Source organism: Amycolatopsis pittospori (assembly GCF_013870525.1).
GTDB classification, from domain to species: domain Bacteria; phylum Actinomycetota; class Actinomycetes; order Mycobacteriales; family Pseudonocardiaceae; genus Amycolatopsis; species Amycolatopsis pittospori.
Genome location: NZ_JACBXD010000028.1, coordinates 69995 through 87346 on the forward strand (window position 1 = coordinate 69995; position 17352 = coordinate 87346).

Annotated in this window: 18 protein-coding genes and 1 pseudogene; 10 read left to right on the plus strand and 9 right to left on the minus strand. The window is 69.9% G+C overall.

The features are described 5' to 3' along the window. Positions 1-33 precede the first annotated feature (33 nt). The 5 genes from H5J31_RS18045 to H5J31_RS18065 form a co-directional block, all read right to left on the minus strand. Positions 34-1056 carry an LLM class flavin-dependent oxidoreductase gene (locus H5J31_RS18045; protein ID WP_181773749.1) on the minus strand — a complete coding sequence of 341 codons (1023 nt, stop codon included), beginning with the start codon at positions 1054-1056 and terminating at the stop codon, positions 34-36. Between the two features lie 46 nt (positions 1057-1102). Continuing rightward, positions 1103-2260 carry a serine hydrolase domain-containing protein gene (locus H5J31_RS18050; protein WP_207898205.1) on the minus strand — a complete coding sequence of 386 codons (1158 nt, stop codon included), beginning with the start codon at positions 2258-2260 and terminating at the stop codon, positions 1103-1105. A 211-nt stretch (positions 2261-2471) separates the two neighbouring features. Further along, entirely contained in the window at positions 2472-2843 is a 372-nt protein-coding gene (locus H5J31_RS18055; RefSeq protein ID WP_181773750.1) for a nitroreductase/quinone reductase family protein, read from the minus strand. 124 nt (positions 2844-2967) lie between these two features. Next, positions 2968-3648 carry an ABC transporter ATP-binding protein gene (locus H5J31_RS18060; protein ID WP_181773751.1) on the minus strand — a complete coding sequence of 227 codons (681 nt, stop codon included), beginning with the start codon at positions 3646-3648 and terminating at the stop codon, positions 2968-2970. After that, on the minus strand, positions 3645-4709 hold the full coding sequence (locus H5J31_RS18065) for an ABC transporter permease (RefSeq protein ID WP_181773752.1): 1065 nt from the start codon (positions 4707-4709) through the stop codon (positions 3645-3647). Before H5J31_RS18065 ends, H5J31_RS18060 begins: the two co-directional genes overlap by 4 nt. 172 nt (positions 4710-4881) lie before the next feature. On the opposite strand from H5J31_RS18065, the gene H5J31_RS18070 reads away from it, so the two are divergent. Both H5J31_RS18070 and H5J31_RS18075 read left to right on the plus strand, forming a co-directional pair. Further along, positions 4882-6057 carry a sensor histidine kinase gene (locus H5J31_RS18070; RefSeq protein ID WP_181773753.1) on the plus strand — a complete coding sequence of 392 codons (1176 nt, stop codon included), beginning with the start codon at positions 4882-4884 and terminating at the stop codon, positions 6055-6057. Continuing rightward, positions 6054-6689 carry a response regulator gene (locus H5J31_RS18075; protein ID WP_181773754.1) on the plus strand — a complete coding sequence of 212 codons (636 nt, stop codon included), beginning with the start codon at positions 6054-6056 and terminating at the stop codon, positions 6687-6689. The genes H5J31_RS18070 and H5J31_RS18075 overlap by 4 nt, the downstream gene beginning before the upstream one ends. 5 nt (positions 6690-6694) lie before the next feature. On the opposite strand, the gene H5J31_RS18080 is transcribed toward H5J31_RS18075, so the two are convergent. Then, complete coding sequence (locus H5J31_RS18080) at positions 6695-7045, minus strand: ArsR/SmtB family transcription factor (protein ID WP_181773755.1); 351 nt, start codon at positions 7043-7045, stop codon at positions 6695-6697. A 49-nt stretch (positions 7046-7094) separates the two neighbouring features. On the opposite strand from H5J31_RS18080, the gene H5J31_RS18085 reads away from it, so the two are divergent. Further along, positions 7095-8441: an MFS transporter gene (locus H5J31_RS18085; RefSeq protein ID WP_181773756.1), complete on the plus strand. Its 1347-nt coding sequence runs from the start codon at positions 7095-7097 to the stop codon at positions 8439-8441. On the opposite strand, the gene H5J31_RS18090 is transcribed toward H5J31_RS18085, so the two are convergent. After that, positions 8398-9387 (minus strand): helix-turn-helix transcriptional regulator, encoded by a 990-nt coding sequence (locus H5J31_RS18090; RefSeq protein WP_181773757.1) that lies wholly within the window; start codon positions 9385-9387, stop codon positions 8398-8400. The two genes, H5J31_RS18085 and H5J31_RS18090, sit on opposite strands and share 44 nt — an antisense overlap. A 62-nt stretch (positions 9388-9449) precedes the next feature. Here H5J31_RS18090 and H5J31_RS18095 point away from each other — a divergent pair, with 62 nt between their 5' ends. The 4 genes from H5J31_RS18095 (at position 9450) to H5J31_RS18110 (ending at position 13585) form a co-directional block, all read left to right on the plus strand. Continuing rightward, positions 9450-10610, plus strand: coding sequence for an epoxide hydrolase family protein (locus H5J31_RS18095; protein WP_181773758.1), 1161 nt, complete (start codon positions 9450-9452; stop codon positions 10608-10610). A gap of 1 nt (position 10611) precedes the next feature. Continuing rightward, positions 10612-11703: a winged helix DNA-binding domain-containing protein gene (locus tag H5J31_RS18100; RefSeq protein WP_181773759.1), complete on the plus strand. Its 1092-nt coding sequence runs from the start codon at positions 10612-10614 to the stop codon at positions 11701-11703. 122 nt (positions 11704-11825) lie between these two features. Beyond that, positions 11826-12425 (plus strand): hypothetical protein, encoded by a 600-nt coding sequence (locus tag H5J31_RS18105; RefSeq protein ID WP_207898206.1) that lies wholly within the window; start codon positions 11826-11828, stop codon positions 12423-12425. Next, positions 12422-13585: a PrsW family intramembrane metalloprotease gene (locus tag H5J31_RS18110; RefSeq protein ID WP_181773761.1), complete on the plus strand. Its 1164-nt coding sequence runs from the start codon at positions 12422-12424 to the stop codon at positions 13583-13585. Before H5J31_RS18105 ends, H5J31_RS18110 begins: the two co-directional genes overlap by 4 nt. On the opposite strand, the gene H5J31_RS18115 is transcribed toward H5J31_RS18110, so the two are convergent. Further along, positions 13582-14208, minus strand: a complete 627-nt coding sequence (locus H5J31_RS18115; protein WP_181773762.1) for a TetR/AcrR family transcriptional regulator — start codon at positions 14206-14208, stop codon at positions 13582-13584. The two genes, H5J31_RS18110 and H5J31_RS18115, sit on opposite strands and share 4 nt — an antisense overlap. Positions 14209-14284: 76 nt before the next feature. Between H5J31_RS18115 and H5J31_RS18120 the strand changes: the two genes are divergently transcribed. Continuing rightward, entirely contained in the window at positions 14285-15241 is a 957-nt protein-coding gene (locus H5J31_RS18120; protein WP_181773763.1) for a zinc-dependent alcohol dehydrogenase family protein, read from the plus strand. Here H5J31_RS18120 and H5J31_RS18125 read toward each other — a convergent pair. Next, positions 15238-15669 carry a winged helix-turn-helix transcriptional regulator gene (locus tag H5J31_RS18125; protein WP_181773764.1) on the minus strand — a complete coding sequence of 144 codons (432 nt, stop codon included), beginning with the start codon at positions 15667-15669 and terminating at the stop codon, positions 15238-15240. The genes H5J31_RS18120 and H5J31_RS18125 overlap by 4 nt on opposite strands. An 83-nt stretch (positions 15670-15752) precedes the next feature. On the opposite strand from H5J31_RS18125, the gene H5J31_RS18130 reads away from it, so the two are divergent. Further along, a complete protein-coding gene (locus tag H5J31_RS18130; RefSeq protein WP_207898208.1) occupies positions 15753-16934 on the plus strand; it encodes an MFS transporter in 1182 nt (393 codons plus the stop codon). Between the two features lie 14 nt (positions 16935-16948). Beyond that, a pseudogene (locus H5J31_RS18135) lies at positions 16949-17352 on the plus strand (PQQ-binding-like beta-propeller repeat protein); the annotation flags it as partial.

The window sequence follows — 17352 nt, forward strand, 5'->3', positions numbered from 1 at the left end:
CACGACCGCGAACACCCACCAGAGTCGCGACGCTCAGCGCCAGCCGAGGGCCGGTGCCACGTGGGTGAGAATGCTTTCCAACACGTGGGCGTTGTAGTCGACCCCGAGCTGGTTCGGGATGGTCAGGAGCAGGGTGTCCGCGGCCTGGACGGCCTCGTCCCCCTTGAGCTCCCGCACCAGCTCGTCCGGCTCGGCGGCGTACGAACGCCCGAAGATCGCCCTGGTCGTCTCGTCGATCATGCCGACCTGGTCGCGCGAATCGCGGTCGCGGCCGAAGTAGGCGCGGTCGAGGTCGTTGGTCAGCGCGAAGATGCTGCGGCTGACGGACACGCGCGGCTCCCGCGGGTGTCCCGCTTCCTTCCACGCTTCGCGGTAGGCCTCGATCTGCTTGCGCTGCTGGACGTGCAACGGCTCGCCGGTCTCGTCGTCCTTGAGCGTGGAGCTCTGCAGGTTCATGCCCAGTCGCGCGGCCCAGACGGCGGTCGCGTTCGAGCTGGAGCCCCACCAGATGCGGTCGCGCAAGCCTTCGGAATACGGCTCGAGCCGCAGCAGTCCCGGCGGATTGGCGAACATCGGCCGCGGGTTGGGTTTCGCGAAGCCCTCGCCCTTGAGCAGTTCGAGAAGAGCCTCGGTGCGGTTCCGCGCCATGTCGGCGGCGGTCTCACCCTCGGCGGGGGCGTAACCGAAGTACCGCCAGCCGTCGATCACCTGCTCGGGGGATCCCCGGCTGATGCCGAGCTGCAGCCTGCCCCGCGAGATGAGGTCGGCGGCACCGGCGTCCTCCGCCATGTACAGCGGGTTTTCGTAGCGCATGTCGATCACGCCGGTGCCGATCTCGATCTTCGAGGTCCGCGCGCCGATCGCCGAAAGCAGCGGGAACGGACTGGCCGCCTGCCGCGCGAAGTGGTGGACGCGGAAGTACGCGCCGTCCACGCCGAGCTCCTCGGCCGCGACCGCCAGGTCGATCGACTGGTGCAGGAAGTCGGCCGCGGACCGGGTCTCGGAATGCGGGCTCGCCGACCAGTGGCCGAACGACAGGAATCCAATCTGCTTCACAGACCTGCAAGCGTTCGAGAGCCCGATTTGATTCCCCGCCGCGCCGTCACCTGGTGCCGCAGAGTGCGTGTTCGATCACAGGATCCAGCGGACTCCCCTCCGGGATCTCGGCTCCGGGGCGGTAGGGCGTGAGGGTGTTCAGCGACACCATCACGCTGCGCTTTCCGTCCTCGGTGACGCCGTTGCCCGTCAGATATCCGGGCAGCGACCCGCCATGGCCCCAGTAACCGCCGCAGGAGCCGGCGGTCCGGATGAGGCCGAGGCCGTACTCGCCGAGGCCCGGAGCGGGGACGGTCTTCTTCATCTCGGCCAGCAACGCGGGTTCGAGCACCTTGCCGCTCATCAGAGCACGGAGGAACTTGTTGCCGTCCTCGGTGGTGCTGTTGATCGACCCGTCCGCGCCGCCGCCCATCCCCGGGTTCATCAACGTGACGTCCACCCGCCGTCCGAGCCGCGGCGGGTTCGCGCCCTCCACCGGGAATCGGTCGTAGCCCCTCGCGGAGGGAGCGGGGAGGTACGGCGAGGTGTACGGGAACGACGTTTCCCGCAGTCCGAGCGGGCGGATGACCCGCTCGGTGATCTCGGTTTCCCACTTCCGGCCGGTCACCTTTTCGGTCACCAGGCCGGCGAGCACGTAATTCGTGTTGGAGTAACCCCAATCCGTCCCCGGCGCGAACTCGGGTGCCTTGCCCGTCGCCAGCTTCACCGCCTCGAGTGCGCTGAGCCTGTCGAACCGGTGACGGAGAAAGCCTTCCTCTGTCCCGAGATCGAGCTCCGAGAGGTAATCGTGCAGGCCACTGGTGTGCTGCAGGAGCTGCCGGACGGTGATCGCGCGGCCGTCGTTGCCGTTCCCGGTCACCAGGCCGGGCAGCCAGCGGTCCACGGTGTCCTCCAGGGAAAGCCGCCCCTCCCCGACGAGCTGGAGCATCGTGGCGGCCAGGAAGGTCTTGCTGAAGCTGGCGATCCGGAAATGCGCGTTCCACGGTATCGGCGTCTCGGCCCTCAGATCGCCAAGACCACTGCGTACCTTGATCGAGCCCTGGGCGGTGCTCAATTCCACCAGGGCACCCGGCGATCCACCCGCCACGAGCGCGTCGGCGTCGCGTTGCAAGGTCTTGGCGGGATGTTCAGCGGCGGACGCGGGCACCGAAGACGCGACCGTGGCCGCGCAAAGTACGGCGATGACCACTGGAGTTCGTTTCATACTCACGAAACTACGAACCGGAAGCGCGCTCCCGCATCGGCTTCGAGGACTACTTCCCTACCTCCGCGGAACTAGCCCACCCGGCATACGTGGTGTGGCCGGCCGGATTGTGACGACTCCTACGCACGCCCTCTCCTGGCCGCCGTGAAGGCCTCCTTGCCTACCCTGAAGGTAGTGAAGGAGGCCTTCACGGACTTGACACCCACCGACATCAGGAGACCAGGTCCATTCGCAGGAACTCGGTGATGCGGAGCAGTTTCGGAGGCCGGGCGACGTCGTCGGCGAGCGCCCGGAACGCCTCGTCCTTCCCGATCACCCGAGGAGCGGTGAGTTCCACGTCCTTACCGTCGATGCGAAGCGTCGCCCTTTGGCGCGCCAAGACGTTCCGCACCCAGTCCGAGCCGGATCCGTACACCAGGATGAACAGGTAACCCCCGTCGACAGGGTGCGCGTCGAGCGGTGTGCGGTGGGTTTCGCCCGAAACGCGGCCGACGTGGATCAGCACCGGATACTTCCCGCTCGCGATCGCCCGGGGGTTGAACACCCGTTTGTTGAGGCGTCCCCACCTTCTCGGCATCGGCATCGAGAACTCCTTCCTCGCGCAGTACCCCCACGGTAAGCGAATTCAGCGGGTCGCGAGGTCGATGGCGCGTCGCGTCGACGAAGGGGAGCCCTGTCCGCACGGCCGTGAAGACGGCGACCGAAGATCAGCACAAGGCCTGGCTGGAGATGCGCCCGTCGCGGACTTCCACGATCTGATCGGCGGCGGCCAGATGGGTCTTGTCGTGGGTGACGAGCACCGTCGCCGTCGACCGCTCGCGGGTCAGGCGGCCGATGAGGTCGATGACGGCCGCGCCCCGTTCGTGGTCGAGTGCGCTGGTGGGTTCGTCGACCAGGAGGACGGACGGGTCGTTCATCAGGGCTCGCGCGATGTTCACGCGCTGACGCTGTCCGCCGGACAACTGGTGCGGACGCCGTCCCTCGTACGCCGCGAGGCCGACCGCGTCCAGCAGTTCCCTGGCCCGGCCGGCCGCCTTGGCCGGGGAGCGGCCGTCGATCTGGGCCATCACCTGCAGCTGTTCGAGGGCGGTGAGCGAAGGCAGCAGATTCGGCTGCTGGAAGACGATGCCGATCTCGCGGCGGCGCAGTTCGGCGCGTGCGGAGCGGCTCATCCCGGTGACGTCACCGCCGTTGATCGTGACGGTGCCCTCGTCGGGGGTGATGAGGGTGGCCGCGACCGCCAGCAGACTGGACTTCCCGGAGCCGGACGGACCGGCGACGGCGGTCAGTCCGCCCTTGTGTACGGCCAGGGTCACCCGGTCGAGCGCGGTGAGCCGGGTTTCGCCGTCGGGGTAGGTGAGCGTGATGTCGGTCAGGTCGAGGCTCATCGGGCACTCCCCAGTGCGGTCAGCGGGTCGACGGCGGTGATGCGCCGGAGGGACAGTGCGGCGCCGAGGCCGCCGAGCAGGATCATCACGGCCGCCGGGCCGAGCAGGGTGGCGGGATCGAGGACGAAGGGCACCGCCGTACCGGATACGAGGGCGCCGAATCCGGCGGCGAGGGCGGTACCGGCGAGGGTGCCGCCCGCAAGAAGGACGACGGCCTGCCCCAAGGCGTCCTTCAGGAGACCGGAGGTGGAGGCCCCCAGTGCCTTGAGGACGGCGATGTCGCCGCTGCGCTGGATGGTCCAGATCATGAAGAACGCGCCGACGACCAACGCGGAGATGGCGAACAGGAAGCCTCGCATCAACTGCAGGGAGCCGTTTTCGGAGGCGTAGGAACCGATGGCGGACAACGAGTCCTCTTTGGACACCGTCTTGGTCCCCGCGGCCTCGTCGGCGGCGGCCACGTCGGCACCGGACGTGGTGAGGGCGATCACCGTCGCCGCCTGATCACCCGGCCCGACCTGTCGCCAGACGTCGAGGTCCATCCAGATCACCGGCGTGTGGCTGAAGAACGCGTCGCCCGCGACAGCGGCCACGGCGAGCTGCCGACCGGCGATCGTCACGGTTTCCCCGCTGTGGACACCGAGATCGTCCGCCGCCGTCTCGGACAGCACCACCGAGTTCCCGCCGGCACCTTCCGGCGCCAGAGCGGAACCGGGCTGGACGCCGAAGGCGGAGACCCCGGCGCTCCGGTCGCCGAAGGCCGCCTTCGTGACGGTGATGCCGAGCGGTTCGGCACTGGTGACGCCGGGAGTCCCCGCCCAGCGTCGCCACTGCTCTTCGGTGACTGCGGAGTCGGAGTACGACAGGTCCTGCCCACCGCGCGGAGCGGCGAAGGCGACCTTGTCGGCAGGCAGGCCGGTGATCCCCGAGATGTTCTGCTCGCCCAGTCCGGCGGTCAGTCCGGACAGCAGGCCGACCAGCAGGGTGATCAACACGACGACGCTTCCCATCAGGGCGAAGCGTCCTTTGGCGAACTTCAGGTCTCTCCAGGCGACGAACACGACTACGGCCTGTCCTTTCCGGCGTGGGGTGGCGGGTACAGCTCCACTTTCGCCGTCCGTCCCGCGCGCGGCATCTACCCTGAGATCGCACTTCACGAGCCACAAGAAGGACCGCCGGTTCAACCTTTCGATAGAGGCGGTCCGCGTTCCGCCTCCGTAATCTGGACCTACTGTGAACACCACCTCACCCACCCCGACACCGACCAGCAGGACCCTCACCTGGTGCCTGCATCTCCTGGTCGCCGGCCTGCTCGCGCTCGCGGGCGGCCGGTCCCTTGTGGACGGTCGACCGGAAGCCGGTCCGATCGTCACCGTGGCGGTGGTGTGCGGTCTCGTGTACGCGATCGGCCCTCAGCTGCCCTATGTCCGCCGCTCCCGGCGGGCCGCCACCGGCTGGTTGATCGCGATGGGTGCCGTCTGGCTGGTGCTGATCACTCTGACGGCGGACGGGGTCTGGGTGGCGTTCCCGCTCTACTTCCTCCAGCTTCACCTGCTGTCACGGCGGGTCGGGGCGACCGCGGTAGTGGCGACGGCCCTCGCCGCGATCATCGCGTTCGCCGCCCATCAAGGGGCACTCACCCTGCCTGTCGCGATCGGACCGGCGCTCGGTGCCGCCGTCGCGATCGCGGTCGTCTGGGGTTATCAGGCGCTGTACCGGGAAAGCGACGAGCGACGGCGGCTGATCGAGGAGCTCACCGCGACCCGCGCCGATCTGGCCGAGGCCCAGCACACCGCCGGGGTCCTGGCGGAACGCGAACGGCTGGCCCGCGAGATCCACGACACCCTCGCCCAGGGGCTGACCAGCATCCAGTTGCTGCTGCGCGCCGCCGCGCGGGATCTGCCCGAGACCTCGGTGAACGCCGCCCGCCACGTGGAGCAGGCCCGTCAAGCCGCCGCCGACAACCTCGCCGAGGCACGCCGGTTCGTCGCCGCGCTCACCCCGCCCGCCCTGGACGACCTCACGCTCACCGACGCGCTGGAACGCCTGTGCGACACCGTCGGCGCCCGCCATCGGATCGCCGCTCGCTTCACCGTCTCCGGGACCCCGCGGCCGCTGCCGACCGCGGACGAGGTCGTCCTCCTGCGCATCGCCCAGGCCGGGCTCGCGAACACCGTCCGCCACGCCCACGCCTCCACCGCCGAGGTCACCCTCCATCACCTCGGGGATCAGGTCGGCCTCGACATCGTGGACGACGGCGTCGGCTTCGATCCCGAAGAAACCGGCTTCGGCCTGCTGGCGATGCGCGCCCGCGTCCAGGCCCTGGACGGCACCTTCACCGTCGAATCGGCTCCCGGCGAGGGCACCAGACTGATCGCCCGCCTTCCGAACCCCGAGGTCAAGTCATGACTGAATCCCTCATCCGGCTGCTCCTGGCCGACGACCATCCGATCGTGCGGGCCGGGTTGCGCGCGCTGCTGGAGACCGAACCCGGGATGGTCGTGGTCGCCGAGGCCGCGACGGCCGAAGCCGCCGTCACGCGCGCCGCCGAGGGCGACATCGACGTCGTGCTCATGGATCTGCAGTTCGGCCCCGGGATGAACGGTGCCGAAGCCACGGCGGAGATCACCGCCCGGCCGGGCGCTCCCCGGGTCCTGATCGTCACCACCTACGACAGCGACGCCGACACCCTGCCCGCCATCGAGGCCGGAGCCACCGGCTACCTCCTCAAGGACGCCCCGCCCGAGGACCTGGCCACCGCCGTGCGCACCGCGGCGACGGGCGGCACCACCCTCGCCCCCACCGTCGCGGACAGGCTCATGAACCGGATGCGCGTCCCCGGTGCCGCCCTGACGCGCCGGGAGATCGAAGTCCTCGCCCTGGTCGCCGAGGGCTTCTCCAACCGGGCCCTGGCCGAGCGGCTCCACCTCACCGAAGGCACCGTCAAATCGCATCTGGCGCGTGTCTACAGCAAACTCGGCGTCGTTTCCCGGACCTCCGCCGTCGCCGCCGCGACGGACCTCGGTCTCATCCGCCGCTGACGGGCTCAGTCATGGTCCGGAATCCCGTGGATGTGGTGGTCGGCCGCGTTCATGACCTCCGCCAGGAGACGCCGGACATGCCCGCCGCGAGCGCGGTAGAGGATCCGGCGGCCGTCCCTGCGCTGGCTGACCAGTCCGGCGAGTTTGAGTTTGGCCAGATGCTGTGACACCGCCGGACGCGCGATGGCGACCGCGGCGGCCAGCGACGCCACGTCGTATTCGTCCCCGCTGAGCAGCCAAAGCATCCGCATCCGGGTCGGATCGGCCAGCATGCGCAACGAGGTGGACGCGGCGTCGACCTGGTCGTCCGGCGGAAGGCGGGACCACTGATCACCGGATTCGTCATGTGCGTACATGAGCACCTATCATCGGAACGGGTTCTCCGTGCGGTGGGAGTGAGACGACGTGTCGTTGTTCGGGCATCGGGACTACCGGCATCTGTTCGGGGCGCAGCTGATCGCGCTGTTCGGCACTGGATTGACGACCGTAGCGCTCGGCCTGCTCGCCTACGACCTGGCGGGCGCGAACGCCGGCGCCGTACTCGGCACGGCGCTGGCGATCAAGATGATCACCTACGTGACCGTCGCGCCACTCGCGGGCGCCTACGCCGACAGGGTGCCGAGACGCCTGTTCCTCGTCGCCCTCGACGCCGTGCGCGCGCTCGTGGTCCTGGCGCTGCCGTTCGTGGACCAGGTGTGGCAGATCTACGTCCTGATCGTGGTGCTGCAGTCCGCGTCGGCCTCGTTCACGCCGACGTTCCAGGCCGTCCTTCCCGACATCCTCCCGAGCGAGCGCGAGTACACGAAGGCGTTGTCGCTGTCGCAACTCGCTTCGACGATGGAAAGCCTGCTCAGCCCGCTACTCGCCGCCGTCGTCCTCGGATTCGCGTCCTTCCACTGGCTGTTCACCGGTACCTCGATCGGCTTCGCGGCCTCCGCGGTGCTGGTGCTGAGCACCCGGATCCCGGACGCGATCCGCGGTGATCGTGGCGGAGTGCGGGAGCGGACCCTGGCGGGCGTCCGGATCTTCGCCGCGACCCCGCGCCTGCGCGGAACACTGGGTCTGAACCTCGTCGTCGCGGCCACCGGATCCGTGGTCATGGTCAACACGGTCAACTACGTCCAGGACACCCTCGGCCGATCGCAGTCCGACGTCGCGCTTCTGCTCGCGGGCAACGGCATCGGCACGATCCTGGTCGCGCTCGCGCTTCCCCGCGTCCTGGACCGGCTCCCCGAGCGCACGGTCATGCTCGGCGGCGCCGGAGTCCTCCTCGCGGGAATGACGGGCGCGATCGCACTGTCCACAGCAGACAGTGGAAACTGGCGCTGGAGCGCGGCTTTGGCGATCTGGGCGGCCATCGGACTCGGCACCGGGCTGGTCCTCACCCCGGTGGGCCGGGTGCTGCACCGATCCAGTCACGCGAGTGACCGGCCCGCGATCTTCGCCGCCCAGTTCTCGCTCTCGCACGCCTGCTGGTTGCTCACCTACCCGATCGCGGGCTGGCTCGGCGTGGCCACTTCGGGTTTCACCACGACCTGGATCGTGCTCGGCGTCCTCGGCCTCTCCGGGTTCGTCGTGGCGGTGAAGTCATGGCCGCGGCGGGATCCGTACTTCCTGGAGCACGTCCACCACCACGGGACCGACGCCGGCCATCTCGACGACGCCGAGGAGGTCGGCGACGGGATCTGGCGGCACAGCCACGAATTCGTCATCGACCGTGATCACCGTCGCTGGCCCGCCGCGAGGCGATAGCGCCCAGACAGCGTTCCGCCTGTTTCCGGAGCGCGGCGGCGAGTTCCGGCGGACCACTGACCAGGGTGAAATCGGTCTGCACCGAAGTGATCATCCAGACCAGGTCGGCCGGTGTCTCGGCGCCGAGGTGCAGCAGGCAGCTGCGCTCGTCGACGGCTTCGATCGCGCCCATTCCCGGCCACACCCGGTCCGCCACGGCGTCGGCGGACTCGTGGAGGGTGACCGTCGCCTGACACGGCCAGGTCCGCGCGGAAAGCTGGTGCGCCAGATAGGTCGCGACGTCGTCGTACGGAAGGTCGCGAGGGGTGAACCGGGGGCCGGCGGGCGGGCGCGGGCTGAGGCGGTCCACCCGGAAGGTGCGCCAATCGTCGCGGTCGCCGTCGAACGCGACGAGGTACCAATGCCTGCCGAAGTTGACCAGCCGATAGGGCTCGACGTTCCGGCGTGAGGCGCCGCCACGCGGGCTGGCGTAGTCGAAGCGCAGACGCTCGTGACGACGGCACGCGTCCGCGATGGTCATCACCGTGTCGGCCGAGATCTTCGGGCCGGGCGCGACCCCGGCCCGCACGGTCGCGGTCTGCAGTGTGCTCACCCGGTGCCGCAACCGCGACGGCAGCACCTGTTCCAGTTTGGTGAGCGCGCGCAACGCGGTTTCCTCGATACCGGCGACCGAACTGCTGGTGGCGGTGCGCAGTCCGACGGCGACCGCGACGGCTTCATCGTCGTCGAGCAACAGGGGCGGCAGGGACGCGCCCGCACCGAGCCGGTAGCCGGGCGTCCCCTGGAGCGCGTGCACCGGATAACCGAGCTCCCGCAACCGTTCCACGTCGCGCCGCACCGTCCGCGTGGTGACACCGAGGCGGTCGGCCAGGTCGATACCCGGCCAGTCGCGGTGGGTCTGCAGCAGCGACAGGAGTTTCAGCAGCCGCGCGGAGGTTTCCAGCATGTCCCCATTTTGCCGGACGGTTAGGACCGAACCTGTCCTAACCGGCTTCTAGCTTGGTTTTCATGACACAGGAGATCCGCCCCTTCTCGATCGACATCCCGCAGAAGCAGCTCGACGACCTCGCCGCACGGCTGGAGGCCACCCGGTGGCCGGCCGAGCTGCCCGGGGTCGGCTGGAGCCGGGGCGTGCCCGTCGGCTACCTCACCGAACTCGCGGAGTACTGGCGCACCGGCTTCGACTGGCGGGCACAGGAAGCCGCGCTCAACGCGCATCCGCAGTTCCTCACCACCCTCGACGGCCAGAACCTGCACTTCCTGCACGTGCGCTCGCCCGAACCGGACGCCACTCCCCTGATCCTGCTGCACGGCTGGCCGGGCGGGGTGACCGACTTCCTCGACGTGATCGGGCCGCTGTCGGATCCGCGGGCGCACGGCGGCGACCCGGCCGACGCCTTCCATCTGGTGATCCCGTCGCTGCCGGGTTTCGGCTTCTCCACGCCGCTCGCCGGGCCGGGGATGAACGCCGCGAAGATGGCGGGCCTGTTCGCCCGGCTGATGGCGGCGCTCGGATACGACCGCTACGGCGTCCAGGGCTACGACACCGGTTCGTGGGTCGGGCCGGAGCTCGGCAAGCAGGATCCGGAGCATGTCCTCGGGGTGCACCTCAACGCGATGATCTCGTTCCCGATCGGGGCCGAAGGCGAACTGGACGACCTGCCGGAGGCCGATCAACGGCGATGGGAGTCGATGCAGAACTTCAACGACGGCTACCTGCAGTGCAACTCCAAACGCCCCCAGACGGTGGCTTACGGCCTGCACGACTCGCCCGCCGGCCAGCTGGCCTGGATCGTGGAGAAGTTCAAGGAACTGACCATGCCGGAGGACGCCTTGCCCGAGCAGTGCGTGGACCGCGACCGGATGCTCGCCACCATCTCGCTGTACTGGTTCACCGGCACGGCGGGATCCGCCGCGCAGATCTACTACGAAGAGATCTCAGCGAGCGACTGGAGCGGAGACTCGGGTGACTGGGGAACCGAGGCGAAGGTGAGCGTGCCCACTGGCGTGCTCCTCTCCGCGCACGACATCACCGTCCGGCGCTGGGCCGAACGCGATCACCACATCGTGCGGTGGACCGAACTCGGCCACGGCGGGCACTTCCTCGCCATGGAGGCACCGGACGCGCTGGTCGACGACGTGCGCGCCTTCTTCCGGAAGGTGCGCTGAGATGGGCGCCCGCGGGACCGCGGTGCTGAGCCCGCGGGCGCTCAACCGCGCCCTCCTCGACCGCCAGCTGCTGCTCGGCCGCACCGTTCTCGACGTGGTCGCGGCGACCGAGCACGTCCTCGGGCTCAACGCGCAGGACCCGGATCTGCCGTACCTCGCGCTCTGGAACCGGCTCACGAGCTTCGCCATCGAAGACCTCACCGCCGCCATCGAAAGCGGCGCCCTGGTGCGCTCCACGATGATGCGGGCCACCCAGCATCTGATGTCGGCGGCCGATTTCCGGCTCGTCCGGCCCGTGCTGGCGCCGTTGCTGCGGAGGGTGCAGCGCAACGCCTTCGGCAGCCGCACCGCCGGTGTCGATCTCGACGAACTGGTCGCCGACGCGAGGGAACTGCTCACCGGCGGTTCCGTACTCGGCCGTCCCGATCTCGGGCGCGCGCTCGCGCGGACCCGGCCGGGAGCCGACGCGAACGCGCTCGGCTGGACGGTTCAGTACCTGCTTCCGGTGGTGCACCCGGCCCCGAGCGGAACCTGGGGCAAACGCGGCGCGACACCGTTCGCGGCCTGGCCCGGTGTCCCCGGGGAAGCCACCGCCGAGGAGACGCGCGAACTGGTCCGGCGCTATCTGGCCGCGTTCGGGCCCGCCACCGTGGCCGACGCGCGGAGCTGGTCCGGAGCGAGCGGGCTGCGCGAGATCTTCGAACAGCTGCGGCCGGAACTGCGCACCTACACCGACGAAGCGGGTCGCGAACTGTTCGACCTGGCCGGCCGCGAACTGCCGCCGCCCGACCTGCCCGTGCCGGTCCGGCTGCTCCCGGAGTTCGACGCGACGCTGCTCGCGCACGCCGACCGCACCCGCGTGATGACCGAGGAGATCCGGCGCGAGATCTGCCAGGGCGCCGCGGTCGCGGCCACCGTGCTCGTCGACGGCACCGTGGCGGCGAGCTGGACCAGGGACCGGACGGGCGCGCTCACCGTGCTGCCGCTGCGCCCGATCTCCACCGCGGACCGCGAGGCGATCGAAGCGGAAGCCTTGCGCCTGCTCGCTTTCGCGGCACCAGGCCTCGATCACACCGTCCACTTCGGATCGTGACGGTGGTCCCTTCGGGGATGCGGCGGCGACCGGAACGTGCTTCAGTGATTGCCGGTGTTCGGGCGTGAGAGGGGCAGTCGGTGACCGCTGGTGCACAGGAACCGCCGTCGGGTTGGGTGCCGGTGGAGCATCGACTCCTCGGACTCGACCGGCGCACGTTCACCCCGGCACTGGTCGTGCTCGGGGTGGCGCTGGTGCTGATCTACGGGCTGCAGGCGCTGAACGCCGCGATCCCGTGGCACAACGAGATCAAGGCCGGTGACGTGCTGGACCTCGGCGACGGGGCGACGGCGGTTCCCCCGGTGGGCTGGCAGCTCGAAAGCGGCACGCTGACCGGTGCCGGCCAGGCGAGCCCGGCCGGCCTGCAGATCGTGCTGGCGACCGGTGGCGCGTCCCTCGAACTGCGGGGTACGACGTTCACCGGATCCGCGAGCGCGTTCCTCGACCAGGTGCGGCGATCGGAAGGTGACGACGTCCCCGGGATCGACGGCGCGCGGGGCACGGTGACGACCGCCTCCGGTCTCGTCGGGGTCGTCCAGACCAGCACGGCACCGGGCGGTGACGGACTCGACGCCGCCTTCAAGATGGCGAGCGGCGGCCAAGCGCCCGACGCGGCACCGGCCCTGCTGGTCCGGGTCCGGACCTCGCCGGGGCAATTCGAGCGGTACCGCGACGACGTGTCCGCGTTCCTGCTCGGCATCACGGCGGGAGCGGGCCGGTGAACGAGACCAGCGAGTTTTCGGAGACCAAGGCCGCGCAGCTGGCCGCGATCGAACAGTCGGGCTGGGGCCTGCCGTTCCGGTTCCTCCAGCCGCACAACCTGGCGTTCTGGGTGTACCTCGTCGGCGTCGGCGGGGGAACGCTCGCGATCGCCCGGTTCTTCGGTGCCGGTGGCGGCTTCTACGCGCCCGCACTGGCCGGTGGTGTGGTGTTGTTCGGGCTCTACCTGGTGCCGTGGCTCCTGCTGCTGCGCCACCACAACCGCTACACCGCGCAGCCCGCCGGGCTCCTGGCCGCGGGATTCGTCTGGGGCGGCGTCGCCGCGGCGTTCTGGATCGCGCTCCCGGCGAACACAGCGCTGCTGGAGATCTGGGCGAAGATCGGCGGAACCGCCTTCGCCTCCGACTGGGCCGCGGGTCTCACGGCCCCGATCAACGAGGAGTGGGGCAAGGCACTCGGGCTCGTCCTCCTCATCGGGCTCGCCCCGCGACTGGTCCGCAGTGCCTACGACGGTTTCATCATCGGCGCGTTCATCGGCCTGGGTTTCCAGGTCTTCGAGGACGTCCTCTACGTGTACAACGGCGCCACCCAGACGTTCGGTGTCGCCCAGCTCGGCACCTCGCTCCAGGTGTTCCTCATCCGGGGCGTGGCCGGGATCGTGTCGCACGCGCTCTTCAGCGCCATCTTCTGCGCCGGGTTGATGTGGGTCCTCGGCAGGACACGTGGCGAGCGCAAGGTGCCGCTGGGGGTGCTGACCATGCTGATGGCGATGGTGTTCCACTTCGCCTGGGATGACATGGGTGCCCTCTCCGGCGGCGGCGGCCTGTTCCCCTTGCTGGCCGTCGTGATCGCGGTGGTCGAGCTGATCGCCCTGTTCGCCGTACTGCGGCTCGCGGCCCGGCAGGAGCGCGGCTGGATCCGCGCTCTGCTCGGACCGGAGGTCGAGGCGGGCGTGGTCGACCCGCCGTTGCTCGACGCCGTCAGCGGTCTCCGGAAGGAACGGAAGGCTTACCGCAAACGCCTGCGCAGTCGTCGCAAGGCACGGCATCTCGTCGAAGGCGCGGGCGATCTGGCCCACGAACTGGCCCACGCGGGCGGACGGGAAACCGACCGTGTGGCGCATGCCAGGGCGGAAGTCCGCCGTCTGCACGAGAAGCCCTAAAGACTCCTGCCCAGCGCCAGCCTCGCCACCGGAGGGAGCGAGGTCTGCTTCGGCGCGGCCCGGAAAGCCTGGATCGCGAAGGCGGCGAAGCGTCGGGAGGCCGCGACCTGGGCGGCGGGCGACGCGGCCCGGATACCGCCGTTGGCCATGAGCATGAGGATCAGGTCGTCGACGACGAAGTCGGACCGCAGCTTCCCGGTCTCCTTCGCACGGCGGGCCAGTTCGGCGATCGCCTTGAGCGCGTAGTCGCGGTCCGTGGCGAAGTCGATCGCGCCGGGGAAGGCCGACATGAACGCCGCGGTGAAGCCGCGATCCCGTGCGTGCAGTTCACAGATCTTCTCGATCACGGAACAGAACCCGCGCCAGGGATCCGGGTCCTCGAGGCCGTCGTGGACGACGCCGTGACACACGCGCATCTGGTCGGCGAAAGCCTCCGTCGCCAGGATCTCCTTGGTCGGGAAGTGGCGGTACAACGTCGCGGGGCCGACGTCGGCGCTTCGGGCGACCTCCCGCATCGTCACGTCGAGGCCTTCGGTGGCGAACAGCACGCGGGCCGCGTCGAGGATGCGCTCGCGGTTGTCCAGGGCGTCGGAGCGCGCGATCTGAGGCAAACGTTCGGTCACCACTCTCACTTTAGCCAAACGGACGGGGGCGTCCGTTAACGTCCGCGGCGTCCTGCTCCCAGACCATGGAGACACAGTGAAGGCAGTCGCGATCCAGACGTTCGGCCGTCCCGAAGGCCTGGCGGTCATCGACCTCCCCATCCCGGTTCCCGAAGCCGGACAGGTACTGGTCGCCGTCGAGGCGATCGGCGTCGGCGGTGTCGACGCCGTGATCCGGAGAGGCGCTGTGAGCGCTTACGGATTCCGGGAAGGCCACATCCTCGGCAGTGAGGTCGCGGGCACCGTGACCTCGGTCGGCGACGACGTCGACCCATCGTGGGTCGGGCGGCGAGTGTGGGCCTTCACCGGCTTGAGCGGCGGTTACGCCGAGCACGCGATCGCGCCGGTCGAGAAGATCGTCCCCCTTCCCCCGAACCTCTCCGCGACTGACGCGGTGACCCTGGGGAGTTCGGGAATGGTGGCCCACTTCGCCCTCGCCCACGCCCACTTCGCGCCCGGCGAGTCGGTGCTGGTGCGCGGCGCGGCCGGCGGCATCGGGATCATGATCGTGCAGCTGGCGGCTCGCGCGGACGCCGGCGCGGTCGCCGTCACGACGTCCTCGGCCGACCGTGGCGATCGTCTGCTCAAGCTCGGCGCGACCCGCGTACTCGACCGGTCCGGCGACGGAGACGCGCACGAGGGCTACGACGTCATCATCGACATCGTCGCCGGCGCGGCCATGCCGTCGTTCTTCGACAAGCTGAACCCGAACGGCCGCTTGGTGGCGGTCGGCATCGTCGCCGGTCAGCCGCCGGAGGACTTCGGCGCGAAGATGCTGGCGGCGTTCCGGAAGTCGTTGTCGTTCGCGACCTTCAGCGCGGACACGGTCCCCGGCCCCGATCAGCGCGCCGTGCAGATCGACCAGTTCGCCGCCGCCGAGCGGGGCGAACTCCAGATGGTCGTGCACGAAGTGCTGCCCCTGGAGGAAGCCGTTCTGGCACATCGGAAGATGGACGACGGCGCGGTGTTCGGCCGGATCGCGCTGACGCCTTAGCCCCCTCGCCGCACCAGGGTCGTGTCGCTCGTCAGCGGCCTTCCGTCGGCGGCCGCGGGGACGACCGGCGGGACGACCACGCCGTGCTCGTCGACCAGGACCGAATGCGCCTCGCCCGCCTCGAAGGCGTGGCGCTCCCCCCATTGCCGCAGCGTGACGATCACCGGGAACAGGTCCTTGCCCGCCTCGGTGAGCGCGTACACCAAGCGTTTTCCCGACGGGGGCTCGACCTGGGCGACGAGGCCGTGCGCGACGAGCTTGCGGAGGCGATCGGTGAGGATGTTGCGGGCGATTCCGGTGCGCTGCTGGAAGTCGGTGAACGAACGCGCGCCGTCCATCGCGTCCCGGACGATCAGCAGGCTCCACCGGTCCCCGAACACGTCCACCGCCCGCGCGACCGGGCAGTCCGGGTCGGTCCACGCCGCCATCGGCCCTCCTTTGAGTTGCGTAATGAAACCATTCTGACCTACTCTCCAAAGAGTTGCAATTTGCAACCAAACTGGAGGTGTCGATGCGAACGAGACTGCTGCTGGCGGTCGTCTGCGGGGTGGCGGTCGCCGCCGTCTACGCCGGGCAGACGGTGCTGGGGCCGATGGGGCGCGAGCTCGGCGTCTCCCGGGATTCGGTCGGATGGCTGGTGGCGGTCGGGCAGCTCGGCTACCTCGCGGGACTGGTGCTGCTGGTGCCGCTGGGCGACATGCTCGATCGCAGACGGTTGATCGCCGCACACCTGGGGCTGGTGGCGGCGGGGCTGGCGATCACCGCGGCGGCGCCGGTCGCGTGGCAGGCGTTCGCCGGACTCGCCGTGGCGGGCGCGTTCGCCGTGGTGGTGCAGACCGCGGTCGCCTACGCGGCCGCGCTCTCCCCGCCCGGCGAACGCGGACGCGCTCTCGGCGTCGTCACCTCCGGGGTGGTGGTCGGGATCCTCGGCGCCCGAGTCGTCACCGGCGGACTCGCGGACCTGTGGGGCTGGCGTAGCAGCTACGTCGCCTTGGCGATCCTCGCCGCCTTCCTCTCCGTGCTCAGCCTCGTCGCCCTGCCGGCCGACGTCCGCACCGGAGCCAAGCGGTACGGACAGGTCATCCGGTCCCTGGGTGGGCTTTTCGTCCAGCCGACTTTCCTCAGCCGTGGGCTGATCGCCTTCTTCCTCTTCGCTTCCTTCGGCACTTTGTGGAGCGGCATGGCTCTTCCGCTGGCCGCCGAACCTTGGCATCTGAGCGAAGCGCAGATCGGGCTGTTCGGCATCGCGGGGCTCGCCGGTGCCCTGGGCGCCGCCCGATCCGGCCGCTGGGGCGACGCCGGATACGCCGGCCGGGTCACCGGTGTCGCGCTCGCTCTCCTGCTCTTCTCCTGGCTCGCGATCGGGCAACTCGACTGGTCGCTGCCCCTGCTGATCGTCGGCGTGATCGTGCTGGATTTCGCCGTCCAGGCGGTGCACGTCAGCAACCAGCACGTCCTCACCACCACCTACGCCGACCGCACCAGCAGCGCGATCGGCGGCTACATGGTCTTCTACTCCCTCGGCTCGGCGTTCGGAGCCACCGCGACCACCGCGCTGTTCGACGTCGCGGGCTGGACCGGCCCCGCCATCCTCGGCGCTGTACTCGCGCTCGGCGCGCTGGCCGTGTGGTCATTTCGACGGACCCCGCGGAAATCCCTGCCGTGTCAGGATTCGCCGGTAAGGACGACTTAAGCTGGGGAGCGAAAATGGGGGCGGTGATCGCGGCACTCGCCGCGGGCTGCGCGGTGGTGGCGGTGTTCCTCTCCGGTGACGCGGTCCGCCCGGACCGGCCGGACCTGGAGGTGGCCCTCGTCGCGGCGGCGTCGGTGCTCGCGGCCCTGCTGGCGTTCGGCAAATCCCGGGGAACGCGGATCGCCTCGGTGGTCTTCGCCGCCGTCGCAGCGGGCTGGGCGATCTACTGCCTGAGCACCGACATCGGCAGCGGCACACCGGGTAGCTCGACGGGCGTACTCGCGGTCGCCACCGTCGTCACGTTGGTGGCGACGGGACTCACGGCGAGGAGTGACGCGCGTCCGCTCCGGTGGTGGCTCGCCGTCCCCTTGGTGGTGGCACTCGCGGCGGGGACGGTCGCCGCGGCCGTGATCGTGCC